The sequence below is a fragment of the Clostridium sp. Marseille-P3244 genome (genome assembly GCF_900120155.1).
Classification (GTDB): domain Bacteria; phylum Bacillota; class Clostridia; order Lachnospirales; family Lachnospiraceae; genus Mediterraneibacter.
In genome coordinates, this window is record NZ_LT635549.1 from 754,499 (window position 1) to 768,782 (window position 14,284).

Genomic DNA, 14,284 nt, shown 5'->3' on the forward strand with positions numbered 1-14,284 from the left:
TGTTAAATGTGTGGTGGTTCAGTCAATGGCTTCTCTCTATTTTTCAGAAAGGAGCTTTTGTCTATGAAAGTTGTTTATCAAACCTGCTGTGGCGTCGATGTCCACAAATCTTTTCTCGTTGCCACCATCATCAAAACTACTTCCGGAGTTCAGCCTTCTTATCAGAAGAAACGCTTCTCCACCTTCAACAACTCCATTCTTGAGTTTAAAAAGTGGCTGTTGGATAATTCCTGCCGTGATGTCTGTATGGAATCTACCGGTAAATATTGGATTCCTGTGTTTAACCTTCTGGAAGACGAATTAAACGTCACTATCGCCAACCCCAAATGGGTCAAAGCTGTCAAAGGGAACAAGGATGATACCAAGGATTCCAAATGGATTGGGGATCTGTTCAGACTGGGGCTTGTGCCGGGAAGTTACATACCGTGTAAACCCATCCGTATTCTCAGAGAGTTTACGAGATACCGGTATAAACTGACTTCCTGCAGGAGCAGTGAGAAAAATCGGTTTCAGAATGCGCTTACCGTCTGTAATGTCGCATTAGATTCGGTTGTTTCCGATATTTTCGGGAAATCAGCCACCTCTGTGATTGATTACCTTCTCGAACAGTCCGACAATTCCATCAACCACGAAGAAATATCCTCCAGACTGCTTCGTTCGCTTAAGAAGAAGTCCGAGAGTGTCATTGAGTCCATCGAAGGTTATCAGATGACTGACGCCCAAAAATATCGCATGCGCCTCGTCCACGCACACATGGATTATATCACATCCACGATTTCAGATATAGACTCTATGATTGATTCGTTGGTTGAACCTTATGAAAATGCTGTCCAGTTACTGTGTACCCTCCCCGGAGTAGACCGCAGCAGCGCGATCACGATTATCTCTGAGATTGGTACGGATATGACACAGTTTTCAAACTCCAAACGTTTATGCTGCTGGGCTGGCCTGACTCCCGGTAATCATGAGTCAGCCGGTAAGAAGAAATCTGTCCGGATTACACGTGCCGGCGTCTACCTTAAACCTGCATTGGTACAAGTTGCCCATGCAGCCGTGAAATCCAACAAATCTCCTTATTACAAAGCCAAATATGAACACATCATGAAACGTCGGGGTAAGAAGCGTGCCATTATTGCGGTCGCCCGGATGATCCTCACGGCTATCTACCATATGCTGTCTACAGGAGAAGCCTGGAATCCAACCGACCTTTACCAGATTGATATGCCTGAGCCTCTGAAAAACAAACAGAAGGAAAAGGCTGTCAAACAGGCTATGAAACTTTTAATTGCTGAGGGACTTATAAAAGAGTCGCAGCTTGTTTCTTAGCGTATTTCAACAAAATCAACCCTGTTTCAAATGGCTATTTTTCAATAGCTTGTTTCAGTGCGCCATTTTTCGGCTGTTCTCTACTTTCTTTCACACTAGTCCTCCTGTTCTCTCATTCTCTACAGTTTGTCATCAGTAGCTGCACCTTTTACATTCTATCACACTATCCGGATAAAAGGAACGGGAAACTGTCTTTTCAGACCGTGATATTTTTGCGGGAATGAGCCGAACTTTTAAAAAAATTACGCGCATTCCTGAAAAAAGTCTAAAGTGTATTGACATTTGCCGGAACAGAGGGTAAAGTCATTTACTGGAACAATACAATAAAACAGACAGACTTTCTCTTATTCAGAGCAGTGGAGATACAAAGGATCTGTGAAGCTGCGGCAACCCCTTGTAAGGAAGGTGCCAACCTGAGCGAGTGATCGAACAATAAGAGGATTGTTACGACAGATTAACAGTCCGCTTGTGCGGGCTGTTTTTTGTACTGGCGACGAGACAAAGTCCGGGCCTGCCCGAGGCCTTGGCGACCGCTTACAATCCCGGAATGTGTCTTTTGGCACTTCCGGTGATTATCAATAAGGCTGACAGAGCGATCCGGGAGAGAAAGTTATTCCGGGAGAAAATGTCCCGGGTGAAAGAAAGGAGATACTATGGCAGAAGAAAAGATTTTATTTACATCGGAATCAGTTACAGAGGGACATCCGGACAAGATGTGCGACCAGATATCTGACGCAATACTGGACGCTTTAATGGAGCAGGATCCCATGAGCAGAGTGGCCTGCGAGACATGCTGTACGACCGGGATGGTAATGGTTATGGGAGAGATCACGACAAACGCATATGTGGATATTCCGAAGATCGTGCGGGATACGGTGCGGGAGATCGGGTATACAAGGGGGAAATACGGATTTGACGCAGATACCTGCGGCGTGATTACTACCATCGATGAACAGTCCGCGGACATTGCGCTGGGAGTTGATCAGTCGCTGGAGGCAAAAGAACACAGGTCGGAAGAAGATGCTATTGAGTCCATCGGCGCCGGAGACCAGGGGATGATGTTTGGGTATGCTTCTGACGAGACGGAGGAGTACATGCCTTATCCCATCGCTATGGCTCATAAGCTGGCCCGCCGGCTGGCTGAGGTAAGAAAAGACGGGACACTGCCTTATCTTAGGCCGGACGGGAAGACGCAGGTAACAGTGGAGTATGACGAAGACGGGACACCGAAACGGCTGGACGCAGTGGTGCTTTCTACCCAGCATGATCCGGATGTAACTCAGGAGCAGATCCATGAAGATATCCGGAAATATGTGTTTGACCAGATCCTTCCGAAGGATATGGTGGATGCAGATACAAAATTCTTTATCAATCCCACCGGACGCTTTGTGATCGGAGGACCCCATGGCGACAGCGGTCTGACCGGACGAAAGATCATTGTAGACACATACGGCGGCATGGCACGCCACGGCGGCGGTGCCTTTTCCGGGAAGGACTGCACGAAGGTGGACCGGTCGGCTGCTTACGCAGCCCGTTATGCCGCGAAAAATATCGTGGCAGCAGGCCTGGCAAAACGCTGCGAGATCCAGCTTGCCTATGCGATCGGCGTGGCAGAGCCGACTTCTGTGTCCGTTGATACATTCGGGACAGGAAAACTTCCGGATACAAAACTGGTAGAGATCGTACGGGAGAATTTCGATCTGAGGCCGGCGGGCATCATCCGCATGCTGGATCTGCGCAGGCCCATCTATAAACAGACTGCGGCATACGGACACTTTGGACGCCATGACTTGGATCTGCCGTGGGAGCGGCTGGATAAGGTTGACGAATTGAAAAAATATTTGTAAAATATTCAGAAAATGGTGCCAAAAGGGGACAGGCACTTTTTAAAAAGTGCCTGTCCCCTTTTTACAGAATTTACAGAATAGTCTAACGAAAGGGAGCCGCATATGAAGCTGAGGACGAAACTGATTATTGTATTTATGGCAGTTATGATCCTGCCAACGATTTTTATGAACGTGGCGGTAAATACATTTGCTTCACGGGAAGTAGGAGAGATACAGCAGCTTTATATGATTCTTGTCTTTATTACGACAGGACTCCTGATCTACTGGATCTATCGTTCTGTTTCGGTACCTCTGGCTAAGCTGCGGAAAGCGGCGATCAATATAAAAGAGGGAAATCTGGAATTTGAGATCCGGCAGGAGTCAGATGATGAGATCGGACAGCTCTGCCAGGATTTTGAAGAGATGCGTCTGCGCCTGAAAGCCAATGCGGAGGAAAAGGTGGAGTTTGACAGGGAGAACAAGGAACTGATCAGCAATATCTCCCATGATCTGAAGACTCCTATCACTGCCATCAAGGGATATGTGGAAGGGATCATGGATGGTGTGGCAGATACGCCGGAAAAGATGGACAGATATATCAAGACAATATATAATAAAGCTAATGAGATGGACCTTCTGATCAACGAACTGACACTGTATTCCAAGATCGACACGAACAGGATCCCTTATAATTTCACCACGATCTCCGCCAGAGATTATTTTGAGGACTGTGCGGAGGATCTGCACATGGAGCTGGAGGCAAAAGGAGCATCGTTTTCCTACCGCAACGATATGGCGGAGGACTGTAAGGTGATCGTGGATCCGGAGCAGCTGCGGAGGGTCATCAATAATATCGTATCCAATTCCCTGAAATATATGGACAAGCCAAAGGGAAGGATCACGATGGAAGTGAAGGATGTGGGAGACTTCATCCAGGTCGAGCTGGGTGACAACGGGAAAGGGATCGCGGCCCGGGACCTGCCGTATATTTTTGACAGGTTCTACCGTACAGATGCCTCCAGAAACTCGTCCAAGGGCGGGAGCGGCATTGGTCTTTCGATCGTAAAGAAGATCGTGGAGGAGCACGGAGGAAATATCTGGGCCACCAGTGAAGAGGGCGCTGGTACGACAATGTATTTTGTAATAAGAAAATATCAGGAGGTACCGATTGATGAGTAAGCGTATTTTGATCGTGGAAGACGAAGAGAGCATTGCTGATCTGGAGAAAGACTATCTGGAACTGAGCAACTTCGAGGTGGAGGTGGCCAATGATGGAGAGATCGGGCTGCAGAAAGGACTTGGGGAAGATTTTGATCTGATCATCCTGGATCTTATGCTTCCGGGCGTAGATGGGTTTGAGATCTGCCGCCAGATCAGGGACAAGAAAAATACTCCGATCATTATGGTGTCAGCGAAAAAGGATGATATTGACAAGATCAGGGGTCTGGGTCTGGGCGCTGATGATTATATGACGAAACCTTTCAGCCCCAGTGAGCTGGTTGCCCGTGTAAAAGCTCATCTTGCCCGCTATGACCGTCTGATCGGCAGCAATGTGGAGGAGAATCAGGTGATCGAGATCCGGGGCCTGAAGATTGACACCACCGCGCGGCGTGTCTGGGTCGGCGGAGAGGAGCGTTCCTTTACTACAAAGGAGTTTGACCTGCTGACATTTCTGGCCAGTCATCCGAATCATGTATATACGAAGGAGGAACTGTTCCGGGAGATCTGGGATATGGAATCTATCGGGGATATCGCCACGGTAACGGTGCATATCAAGAAGATCCGTGAGAAGATCGAGTATGATACGTCCCATCCGCAGTACATTGAGACGATCTGGGGCGTAGGATACCGGTTTAAAGTATAAACAGATATAGATACAGAGCGGAACCTCGCTGCAGATCCGGGTGTAGCCGGCATCGCGGCGGGGTTTTTATTCTATAAATATTCAGGAAGACAGCTTTGTTGGCTGCATGAACCGATGTAAGGAATTTTATAAAATCTTTAGCTCTTTCTTTACATATCCTTCCCTTGTCAAGCTATATACGTCGTGCTATATTAGATGGGAAATGACTCCCGTGCCGGTATACGGATCAGGCAGCGGGAAGGGAATAAGGGAGATAGAAGTACATATGGACGAACAGAAAAAAAGTGCAAGGCGTGTGCGTCTGAATACGATGCAGCTCATTGCACTTGGATTTTTTGGAGTGATTTTTCTGGGAGGAGTGCTGTTATGGCTTCCATTCAGCAATCAGCAGCCGATCGAGTTCATCGACGCGCTTTTCACATCTGTGACCAGCGTATGTGTGACCGGGCTTGTGACGATTGTTCCGGCAGAACAGTTTACGCTGATCGGAAAAGTCATTCTGATGTTGCTGATCCAGATCGGAGGACTGGGGATCATTGCCTGCATGTCCGCTTTTTTTCTGATCCTTGGCAAAAGGATTTCTATGAAGAGAAGAATCACGATTCAGCAGGCATATGGGCTGGATACACTTTCCGGTCTGGTAAAATTTATTATACGAATCTTGAAAGGAACATTTCTTGTGGAGGGGATCGGCGCGGCCCTGTTTGCGTTTAAATTTGTTCCGGAATTCGGGTTTATAAAAGGGATTGGCTACGGCATATTTCATTCGATATCGGCCTTCTGTAACGCCGGGATTGATATTATAGGAAGCACCAGTTTTCAGCAATATGCCGGATCGCCGTTAATTAATTTTACGACTATGTTTTTGATTGTTATGGGAGGTCTGGGTTTTCCGGTCTGGCATGACATTGCCGTCAATGTGAGAAAGGGTGTAAAGGGACACAAGCGGCCGTTGAAATGGCTGTTTACGCGTCTGAAGCTGCAGAGCAAGATTGTGATCATGATGACAGCAGGACTTATTATTTTTGGGACGCTGTGCTTTTTCCTGATCGAGTTTGACAATCCGGCTACAATGAAGGATATGAATGTTTTTGAAAAACTGATGGCTTCCATGTTCCAGTCTGTTACTACGAGAACAGCCGGATATGCTACTATCCCACAGTCCGGTTTGGAGGAGAGCTCCAAGCTGATCGGATGTATCCTCATGTTTGTGGGCGGATCCCCGGCGGGAACGGCCGGCGGTATAAAAACGACTACAGCGGCCATGCTCCTGCTGACAGTGATCTGCGTGCTGAAAAGCCGCAGAGATACGGAGTGTTTCGAAAGAAAAATTGATAACGACATTGTAAAATCAGGTATCACGATCGCGCTGATCACATTTCTGGCACTCTTTACGGGAATCGCGGCTTTGACCCTGTTTGAGCCAAATGTAGATTTTCTGGATCTTATGTATGAGGCCGCGTCCGCCATGGGCACAGTAGGACTTTCAGCTGACCTGACGCCTCATCTTTGCAGAGGAAGCCATATCGTGCTCATGCTATTGATGTATATAGGCCGTATCGGCCCTCTGACCATGGCACTGGTGTTTGCGGGAAAGAGTGACAAGAGCAAGCAGTTCAGGGAACTGCCGGAAGAAAATGTAATGCTCGGCTAAAAGAAAAAGAAGGAAATATTGGAGGAAAAATCAATGATGGAAAAACAATACGCAGTTCTGGGGCTTGGAAGTTTCGGTTACAGCGTTGCTCTGACACTGGAAAATATGGGATGTGATGTGCTGGTTATGGACGCGTCCTATGAGAAGATACAGGATATTTCTGATAAGGTATCCTATGCAATGAAAGCGGATATCGCGGATCCGGATGCCCTGCAGGCTCTGGGCGGGCGGAATCTGGATGGTGTTGTGATCGCTGTGTCTGAGAGCCTTGAGGCCAGCATTATGGCGACAATGATCTGCAAAGAGATGGGAATTCCGCTGGTACTCGCGAAGGCGAAAGATAAGCTGCAGGGAGCTATCCTGGAAAGAGTCGGCGCGGACCGGATCGTGTATCCTGAGATCGAGATGGGAAGCCGAGTGGCAAAAAGTCTGGTAGCGCGGGAGTTCATGGACTGGATCTCTCTGTCGAATGACTACAGTATGGTGGAGATTGCCGTACCGGACAAGTGGATCGGAAAGAGTCTGACGGAATTAAGCGTCCGCGAACGTCTTGGAATCAACGTAGTGGGGATTATCGTGAACGGAAAGATCGATGTGACGCTGGATCCTCAGAAACCTCTTCCGCAGGGCGGTATCCTGATCGTTATCGGGGCTAATGATATTTTGGAAAAATTTGATTCTGCAAAAAAATAATCCGAAAATGAGGCTTATGCCCCGGATGACAGGAGAGGATATTCTTGTCATCCGGGGCTTATTTATGCGAAAGAATCTTTCGCTCTGTGAGCAGAAAGCGGATTTACATTGAAAGAAAAGTGGAAATATTGTAACATAAAGCATACAGGAACAAGAGAAGTTATAGTCACAGGAGGCCGGAAACATGATCACGAGTACATCGAATCCACAGGTGAAAGAGCTGTCAAGGCTGATGAAGAAAAGACGGGCCCGTGATGAGGCAGGAGTATTTCTTGTGGAAGGTCCGCGGATGATCGGTGAGCTTATAGCGGACGATCACTGGCGGAGTCAGATCTTAAAGATCTGCATGTCTGAGAGTTTTGCGTCCGGGCATGAGGAAAAAGCCACTGCCCTGGTACAGCGGGGCAACCGGTATCAATCAGAAATTTTTTCTGACGCTGCCTTTGTCCGTATATCAGATACCAGGACGCCTCAGGGAATCCTGGCAGTCGTGAAGCGCCGGTCGTATGACATAGAGACAGTGATAAACGGAATGTACGGGGAAAAACCGCAAGCCGAAAGGCAGCCCCATATTCTGGTGCTGGATAATCTTCAGGATCCGGGGAATCTGGGAACGGTCTTCCGGACGGCAGAAGCGGCCGGAGCCACAGGGATCATACTGAGCAGTGACTGTGTGGATATTTACAATCCCAAGGTAGTACGGTCCACCATGGGCGCAGTATTTCGGATGCCTTTTCTGTATGTGGATGATCTGCCTGGAACCATCGGCGAATTAAAGAAGGCGGGCATTAGGATATATGCCGCTCATCTGGAAGGGATAAACGCCTATGACAGGGAAGATTACAGGGAAGGATGTGCCTTTCTTATTGGAAATGAGGGAAATGGCCTTAGAAACGAAATAGCAGAATGCGCGGATTGCCGGATCCGGATCCCGATGGAGGGAAAGGCGGAGTCTCTGAACGCGGCAGTGGCAGCATCAGTGCTGATGTTTGAGGTGAGCCGGCAGAGGAGAGAACATACAGGATAAGTTCGGTTTCATGTGGATGTACTGATCCGCGGCAGATTGAAATAAGTGCAAAAATATGCATTTATATTGAATTTTTATACATAAATGTAGTATACTAACCTTTGATCCGTACAAATTCGGATTTGAGACGAAATATCGACGCAGTCAATATTTAAGAGATTTTACAAACATATTGTAGTAGAAAGGACAAGGATCATGGATTTAAAAGGAAGAAATTTTCTGACGCTGAAAGATTTTACGCCGGAGGAGATCACCTATCTTCTGGATCTGTCGGCTGAAGTCAAAGAAAAGAAGAAAAAGGGAATCCCTGTGGATCATTACCGGGGAAAGAATGTAGCTCTGCTTTTTGAAAAGGACAGTACCCGTACACGCTGCTCTTTCGAGGTGGCGGCCCATGACATGGGTATGGGAACTACATACCTGGGTCCTACAGGATCCCAGATGGGAAAGAAGGAGAGCATCGAGGATACTGCGAGAGTTCTGGGCAGGATGTACGATGGTATTGAATACCGGGGATTTGGTCAGGAGATCGTGGAGGAACTGGCAAAATACGCAGGTGTTCCGGTGTGGAACGGACTGACCAATGAATATCACCCCACACAGATGCTGGCGGATATGCTGACGATTCGGGAGAACTTCGGAAAGCTGAAAGGACTGAAACTGGTATATATGGGAGACGCCAGGTACAACATGGGAAATTCTCTGATGATCGCGTGCGCGAAGCTGGGGCTTCATTTTGTGGCGTGTACGACAGAGGAGTATTTTCCCAATGAGCAGCTGGTAGAAGAGTGCCGTGCCTATGCCCGGGAGTCAGGCGCTACGATCACACTGACTTCTGACGTGAAAGCAGGGACAAAGGACGCGGATGTGATCTATACGGATGTGTGGGTATCTATGGGAGAACCGGACGACGTGTGGGAGAAAAGGATCCGGGAACTGTCCCCGTATAAAGTGACCAGGGCTGTGATGGAGAATGCAGGCGAAAATGCCATTTTCCTCCATTGTCTGCCTGCGTTCCACGATCTGAAGACAAAGATCGGCAAAGAAATGGGAGACAGGTTCGGCATCCGGGATATGGAAGTGACAGATGAGGTGTTCGAATCAGAACAGTCGAAAGTATTTGACGAGGCGGAGAACCGGATGCATACGATCAAGGCAGTGATGATGGCTACCCTGGGAGTGGAGTAAGAACAGTCAGTTCTGCCGGATGAAATACTGATCCGGATAAATGGTCAAGAGGAGTACCTATGAGAGAAGACATGAAAAAACAGATCGCGGATACATTTTCCGGTCTGCTGGAAAAAGAAAATATTGACAAGATCACGGTGACTCGTCTGATCGAGGAATGCCACATCTCCCGCCAGACATTTTACTATCATTTCCATGATATCATGGATGTACTGCAGTGGTCTTTTACCCAGGCAGCTCAGGAGATGGCAGCACACAGTCTGGAGATGGAGGATAGAAAGGACGTGCTCCGTCTTTTTATCACTTTTATAGAGCAGCATCGGAAAAAGCTGGAACGATTGCTGTATTCGAAAAACTGGGTCCAGATCGAACAGATTCTTGTAGATGCTCTGACTGTCTATTTAAGACAGATGATCCGTGGCGAGGCATCGGATATTATGGTCAACTATGACGATATGGAAGTGCTGCTCCGGTTTTTTGCCTGCGGGCTTTCCGGAGTCCTTCTTCAGTATGGGAGGGAAAGCCATGTCAATGAGGAGAAGCTGATCCGACAGCTTGAGAAGATCATTACAGGAGAAATGTTTCCGGGAAAACGGAAAGAGGATTCTGACTGACCGGTAAATAAGAAAATCCGGGAGCGGGGGATTTCCCCCGCTCCCGGTATATTTTTAACAGATGTCAGCGAGGAGTCTGTCCGTCAGTGCCATGTAATGTTTATAAAGGATGCCGAACCTGTGGATATATCCTTTCTGCCATGGTTTGGATTTCCCGCAGAAATGGAGAATGGCTGTATGCTTCATAACATGGTCCATATCATAGATCCCGCCGCTGCGGAGAAGATAATTGTTGTAGTTCCGGGCATCATAATTCCAGGCCGCATCCTCGATCTCCAGTGTCCGATGTCCATACAGCGCATTTAAAATATCCTGGTCGGGAAGAAAAAGTTCTTTTCCATGCTCCATTGTGTATTTGAAAATATCCCGGGCATGCACTTCTGATCTGGCCCTGTCCAGATCGATCAAAAGAACTCCGGAATTTAAATAATTACAGTTTGTCCCCAGCCGAAGTTGATTGATATTGTTGGCGAATTCTGTTTTCCCGGTATGGGAAGCGGCAGCGAAGAGATTTCCGGCCAGATCCAATTCCCAGAGGGGACGCAGTGGATTGATAACCAGAATATCCGGGTCCAGATATAAGATCCGGCGCAGACTTTCCGGCAGGAACTGTGCCGCCAGCAGGCGGTAATACATTTCATGAGGATACTGTTCACTGGACGGAGCGTCTTCAAATACGGAACCATCAATTAGAACAGGATGGAACCGGAAACCCAGCAGGTCGCACTGACGATTGACCAGGCGAAGGGCATCTTCCGGTATTCTGCTGTGCAAGAGCCAGATATCCAGGGTTTCCTCCGGCTGATTGATACGGATCGAGGTGAGCAGTACCTTAAGCCGGGGAAGGTAGTTCTGATCGAGAGTGGCCAGAATCTGTATTGGATCTTTGTCATGTTTATCCTGCTGATACATCAGAGGTTCTCCTTTTTCTATAGATGACGGGATGTTCGGTCACAGACTGATCTTATGCATGCCGGCAGCCTCCACGAACAGCGCGATCCCCGAGATGATCAGGTAAGCGGCCAGTATATAGTTCAGCGTCAAAGCCGAAGCAAATGGCAGCAGGAGGAAGACGACCGCCAGAATAATATTGAGGATCCCGCTGAAGGTCAGAGAACCTGTGTGGGGGATGCGGTAATACTTCAGCCGTGAGGCAAAAGAAATCTTTTGGGCGCCGGTTATGATGAGAAGGAAAGACAGCATGAAAGTAATGATCTGGACAGTCAGCGTTACCGGCATGATCAGAAGCATGATACCGATCAGAATATTCAGGACACCGTTAATGATCAGCATACTGTCTTTAAAATAATAGGTCATGGAGGCATAGGAAACAAAATGATAGATTCCTATGGTGATCACAGCCGCTGCTGACAGGTACTGGATCACCGAGAAAATCCTGATGGGAAATACAGCAGTCAGGATTCCGGCGGCGATTAGAATTACGGCAATGATAAAATAAGCTGTCCGGATCCGTTTCCTTCCGCTATTCCATCTGTCTATGAGTTCCTGTACATAATCAAAATCTGAATCAAACCATCTCATAAGTCATTTCTCCTTTCGTACATTCAATATAGCCGATGAAAATTCTTTTCACCACTTATAATTTTCCCTTCCTGTCTTTACAAAATCCCATATTTGTCAGTTTTCTTTACAAAATCCCGTTTTTGTAAGTACAGATCTTTAAAATTGAGAGTCGTAATCATTTTCTTCTTTTGCTATATAAAAGGTGTAAGGCAAACAATACAGAAGGGAGGGCGACTTACTATGAATATGGATGACAGTATATTTGCGGTAAAACTGTATGAGATGGAAGAACAGTATGGAAAGCTGCAGTGCAGGATCTGGATCTGTGAGCGGGAAAGTAAAGACGCGATCAGAAGAGAACTGGAAAAGGCAGAACAAGAATATAAGGAAAATACGCTGCTTCTGGAGAAGAAAATCAGGTCCTGCCGGTCCCGGGCTGTGGAAAAGCTTGCGCGGGCCCAGCTTGAATACAGGAGAAAGACCCGGGGATTGTTAAGACAGATCCCGGAGGATGTCCATTCAGACGACAATAGTCGTGATGAGGACCAAAGTGAGGCAGAGCTTCTATATGCGGAGTATGCCATGGATTTCGCGACGCTTACCATGCAGCAGGCGCTGATATCCGCGCTGACGGCCCTTTCCGTACAAAAAGATCCGGGGAATATAAAAACAGAAAAAGGGGAGAAAAAGGAGGATATGTAATGCAGGAAGAAAAAAAGCCAAGAAGACCACTGATTTTTTATTATGTGATCGTTCTCCTGATCCTTCTTCTCTTTAACCTGCTGTTTGTGCCGTATGTGGCTGAACGTCAGATCAGGGAAGTAGGGTATGAAACATTTATGGGAATGATCGAGAAGAAAGATATCGGAAAGGTTCAGATCGATCGGCAGGACAATGAGATCGTATTTACGGATAAAGACGAGACAGCGATCTACAAGACCGGCATGGTGGAGGATTCAGATCTGACGCAGCGCCTTTACGAATCGGGGGCACAGTTTTCCGGCCAGATCATAGAGCAGACATCTCCGTTTCTGACCATTATCCTGTCCTGGATCCTGCCAATTGTAGTTTTCATCGCGATTGGACACTATATGTCAAAGAGACTGACCAACAAAGCAAACGGAGGGCCCAATTCCATGATCTTCGGAATGGGGAAGAGCAGCGCGAAAGTCTATGTGAAATCTTCCGAAGGGATCCGTTTTTCCGATGTGGCGGGAGAGGACGAGGCCAAGGAAAATTTGTCAGAGATTGTGGAGTATCTTCACAATCCGGCGAAATACAGGGAGATCGGAGCCTCCATGCCAAAGGGTATCCTTCTCGTGGGACCTCCCGGGACCGGGAAGACGATGCTGGCAAAGGCAGTGGCAGGAGAATCAAATGTACCTTTCTTTTCCATGTCAGGATCTGAGTTTGTAGAAATGTTCGTCGGCATGGGTGCTTCAAAGGTGCGGGATCTGTTCCGGCAGGCCAAAGAGAAAGCGCCCTGTATCGTATTTATTGATGAGATAGACGCCATCGGACAAAAACGTGACGGACGCGCGGGAGGGAATGACGAAAGAGAGCAGACCCTGAACCAGCTGCTCACAGAGATGGACGGTTTTGAGACGAACAACGGGGTTATTATCCTGGCGGCCACAAACCGTCCGGAGTCCCTGGATCCGGCACTGACAAGACCGGGAAGATTTGACCGGAGAGTTCCGGTAGAGCTGCCGGACCTGAAAGGACGGGAAGAGATCCTGAAGGTTCACGCGAAGAAAGTGAAACTGGATCAGTCTGTTGATTTTAATAAGATCGCGCGGATGGCGTCCGGCGCTTCCGGAGCGGAGCTTTCCAATATTGTAAATGAGGCGGCGCTGCGGGCTGTCAGAGAAAACCGCCGGTATGTGACACAGTCAGATCTGGAGGAGAGTATAGAAGTAGTCATCGCCGGGTATCAAAAGAAGAACGCGATCCTGACGGACCAGGAGAAAAAAGTGGTGTCCTATCATGAGATCGGGCATGCGCTGGTAGCCGCGAAGCAGACCAATTCCGCTCCGGTCCAGAAGATTACTATCGTACCCCGTACCTCCGGCGCGCTGGGATATACCATGCAGGTGGAGGAAGGAAATCATTACCTGATGAGCCAGGAAGAACTGGAGAATAAGATTGCCACACTGACTGGCGGAAGAGCTGCGGAAGAGCTTGTCTTTCACTCCGCTTCCACAGGAGCGTCCAATGATATTGAACAGGCCACAAAACTGGCCCGGGCAATGATCACCCGGTATGGTATGAGTGAGGACTTTGATATGGTGGCCATGGAGACCGTCAATAACCAGTATCTGGGAGGCGACACCTCTCTGAGCTGCTCCGCACAGACACAGGCGGAAATCGACCGGCAGGTGGTAGAACTGGTAAAGAGGCAGCATGAAAAAGCAGCGAAGATCCTTGCCGATAACAGGGAAAAGCTGGATCAACTGGCAGATTACCTGTATGAAAGGGAGACCATTACCGGAGAAGAATTTATGGACATCTTAAATTCATAATTTGGATGCGGAATGAACCCGCAGAACAAATCATAAAGATACAAAA

Annotated in this window: 13 protein-coding genes and 1 riboswitch; of the genes, 11 read left to right on the top strand and 2 right to left on the bottom strand. The window is 47.9% G+C overall.

Going from position 1 to position 14,284, the window contains the following annotated elements:
- The first annotated feature begins 63 nt into the window (after positions 1 to 63).
- The 9 genes from BQ7367_RS05295 (at position 64) to BQ7367_RS05335 (ending at position 10,192) form a co-directional block, all read left to right on the top strand.
- Positions 64 to 1,326: an IS110 family RNA-guided transposase gene (locus tag BQ7367_RS05295; protein ID WP_072524512.1), complete on the top strand. Its 1,263-nt coding sequence runs from the start codon at positions 64 to 66 to the stop codon at positions 1,324 to 1,326.
- A gap of 341 nt (positions 1,327 to 1,667) precedes the next feature.
- A riboswitch (SAM riboswitch) is annotated at positions 1,668 to 1,765 on the top strand.
- 214 nt (positions 1,766 to 1,979) lie between these two features.
- On the top strand, positions 1,980 to 3,173 hold the full coding sequence (metK, locus tag BQ7367_RS05300; RefSeq protein ID WP_072524513.1) for a methionine adenosyltransferase: 1,194 nt from the start codon (positions 1,980 to 1,982) through the stop codon (positions 3,171 to 3,173).
- Between the two features lie 102 nt (positions 3,174 to 3,275).
- The gene (locus tag BQ7367_RS05305; RefSeq protein WP_072524514.1) at positions 3,276 to 4,331 is read left to right on the top strand and encodes a sensor histidine kinase; all 1,056 of its coding nucleotides are present in this window, start codon (positions 3,276 to 3,278) and stop codon (positions 4,329 to 4,331) included.
- The gene (locus BQ7367_RS05310; RefSeq protein ID WP_072524515.1) at positions 4,324 to 5,016 is read left to right on the top strand and encodes a response regulator transcription factor; all 693 of its coding nucleotides are present in this window, start codon (positions 4,324 to 4,326) and stop codon (positions 5,014 to 5,016) included. The genes BQ7367_RS05305 and BQ7367_RS05310 overlap by 8 nt, the downstream gene beginning before the upstream one ends.
- A 265-nt stretch (positions 5,017 to 5,281) precedes the next feature.
- Positions 5,282 to 6,670: a TrkH family potassium uptake protein gene (locus BQ7367_RS05315; RefSeq protein ID WP_072526087.1), complete on the top strand. Its 1,389-nt coding sequence runs from the start codon at positions 5,282 to 5,284 to the stop codon at positions 6,668 to 6,670.
- A 33-nt stretch (positions 6,671 to 6,703) separates the two neighbouring features.
- Positions 6,704 to 7,363 carry a potassium channel family protein gene (locus BQ7367_RS05320; protein WP_442855355.1) on the top strand — a complete coding sequence of 220 codons (660 nt, stop codon included), beginning with the start codon at positions 6,704 to 6,706 and terminating at the stop codon, positions 7,361 to 7,363.
- A gap of 184 nt (positions 7,364 to 7,547) precedes the next feature.
- Complete coding sequence (gene rlmB, locus BQ7367_RS05325) at positions 7,548 to 8,390, top strand: 23S rRNA (guanosine(2251)-2'-O)-methyltransferase RlmB (protein ID WP_072524516.1); 843 nt, start codon at positions 7,548 to 7,550, stop codon at positions 8,388 to 8,390.
- Between the two features lie 195 nt (positions 8,391 to 8,585).
- On the top strand, positions 8,586 to 9,578 hold the full coding sequence (gene argF, locus BQ7367_RS05330; protein ID WP_072524517.1) for an ornithine carbamoyltransferase: 993 nt from the start codon (positions 8,586 to 8,588) through the stop codon (positions 9,576 to 9,578).
- Positions 9,579 to 9,637: 59 nt separating this feature from the next.
- Complete coding sequence (locus BQ7367_RS05335; RefSeq protein WP_072524518.1) at positions 9,638 to 10,192, top strand: TetR/AcrR family transcriptional regulator C-terminal domain-containing protein; 555 nt, start codon at positions 9,638 to 9,640, stop codon at positions 10,190 to 10,192.
- A 54-nt stretch (positions 10,193 to 10,246) separates the two neighbouring features.
- Here BQ7367_RS05335 and BQ7367_RS05340 read toward each other — a convergent pair whose 3' ends face one another.
- Both BQ7367_RS05340 and BQ7367_RS05345 read right to left on the bottom strand, forming a co-directional pair.
- On the bottom strand, positions 10,247 to 11,104 hold the full coding sequence (locus BQ7367_RS05340) for a glycosyltransferase family 8 protein (RefSeq protein ID WP_072524519.1): 858 nt from the start codon (positions 11,102 to 11,104) through the stop codon (positions 10,247 to 10,249).
- Between the two features lie 39 nt (positions 11,105 to 11,143).
- Entirely contained in the window at positions 11,144 to 11,734 is a 591-nt protein-coding gene (locus BQ7367_RS05345; RefSeq protein ID WP_072524520.1) for an HdeD family acid-resistance protein, read from the bottom strand.
- Between the two features lie 222 nt (positions 11,735 to 11,956).
- Between BQ7367_RS05345 and BQ7367_RS05350 the strand changes: the two genes are divergently transcribed.
- Both BQ7367_RS05350 and ftsH read left to right on the top strand, forming a co-directional pair.
- Entirely contained in the window at positions 11,957 to 12,418 is a 462-nt protein-coding gene (locus BQ7367_RS05350) for a hypothetical protein (RefSeq protein WP_072524521.1), read from the top strand.
- A complete protein-coding gene (gene ftsH, locus BQ7367_RS05355; protein ID WP_072524522.1) occupies positions 12,418 to 14,238 on the top strand; it encodes an ATP-dependent zinc metalloprotease FtsH in 1,821 nt (606 codons plus the stop codon). The genes BQ7367_RS05350 and ftsH overlap by 1 nt, the downstream gene beginning before the upstream one ends.
- The last annotated feature ends 46 nt before the right edge of the window (positions 14,239 to 14,284 follow it).

What these genes read in the sequence shown, in the direction of transcription:
- BQ7367_RS05295 (WP_072524512.1), top strand. Translation starts at nt 64, where the DNA reads ATGAAAGTTGTTTATCAAACCTGCTGTGGCGTCGATGTCCACAAATCT.
- metK (WP_072524513.1), top strand. Translation starts at nt 1,980, where the DNA reads ATGGCAGAAGAAAAGATTTTATTTACATCGGAATCAGTTACAGAGGGA.
- BQ7367_RS05305 (WP_072524514.1), top strand. Translation starts at nt 3,276, where the DNA reads ATGAAGCTGAGGACGAAACTGATTATTGTATTTATGGCAGTTATGATC.
- BQ7367_RS05310 (WP_072524515.1), top strand. Translation starts at nt 4,324, where the DNA reads ATGAGTAAGCGTATTTTGATCGTGGAAGACGAAGAGAGCATTGCTGAT.
- BQ7367_RS05315 (WP_072526087.1), top strand. Translation starts at nt 5,282, where the DNA reads ATGGACGAACAGAAAAAAAGTGCAAGGCGTGTGCGTCTGAATACGATG.
- BQ7367_RS05320 (WP_442855355.1), top strand. Translation starts at nt 6,704, where the DNA reads ATGATGGAAAAACAATACGCAGTTCTGGGGCTTGGAAGTTTCGGTTAC.
- rlmB (WP_072524516.1), top strand. Translation starts at nt 7,548, where the DNA reads ATGATCACGAGTACATCGAATCCACAGGTGAAAGAGCTGTCAAGGCTG.
- argF (WP_072524517.1), top strand. Translation starts at nt 8,586, where the DNA reads ATGGATTTAAAAGGAAGAAATTTTCTGACGCTGAAAGATTTTACGCCG.
- BQ7367_RS05335 (WP_072524518.1), top strand. Translation starts at nt 9,638, where the DNA reads ATGAGAGAAGACATGAAAAAACAGATCGCGGATACATTTTCCGGTCTG.
- BQ7367_RS05340 (WP_072524519.1), bottom strand. Translation starts at nt 11,104, where the DNA reads ATGTATCAGCAGGATAAACATGACAAAGATCCAATACAGATTCTGGCC.
- BQ7367_RS05345 (WP_072524520.1), bottom strand. Translation starts at nt 11,734, where the DNA reads ATGAGATGGTTTGATTCAGATTTTGATTATGTACAGGAACTCATAGAC.
- BQ7367_RS05350 (WP_072524521.1), top strand. Translation starts at nt 11,957, where the DNA reads ATGAATATGGATGACAGTATATTTGCGGTAAAACTGTATGAGATGGAA.
- ftsH (WP_072524522.1), top strand. Translation starts at nt 12,418, where the DNA reads ATGCAGGAAGAAAAAAAGCCAAGAAGACCACTGATTTTTTATTATGTG.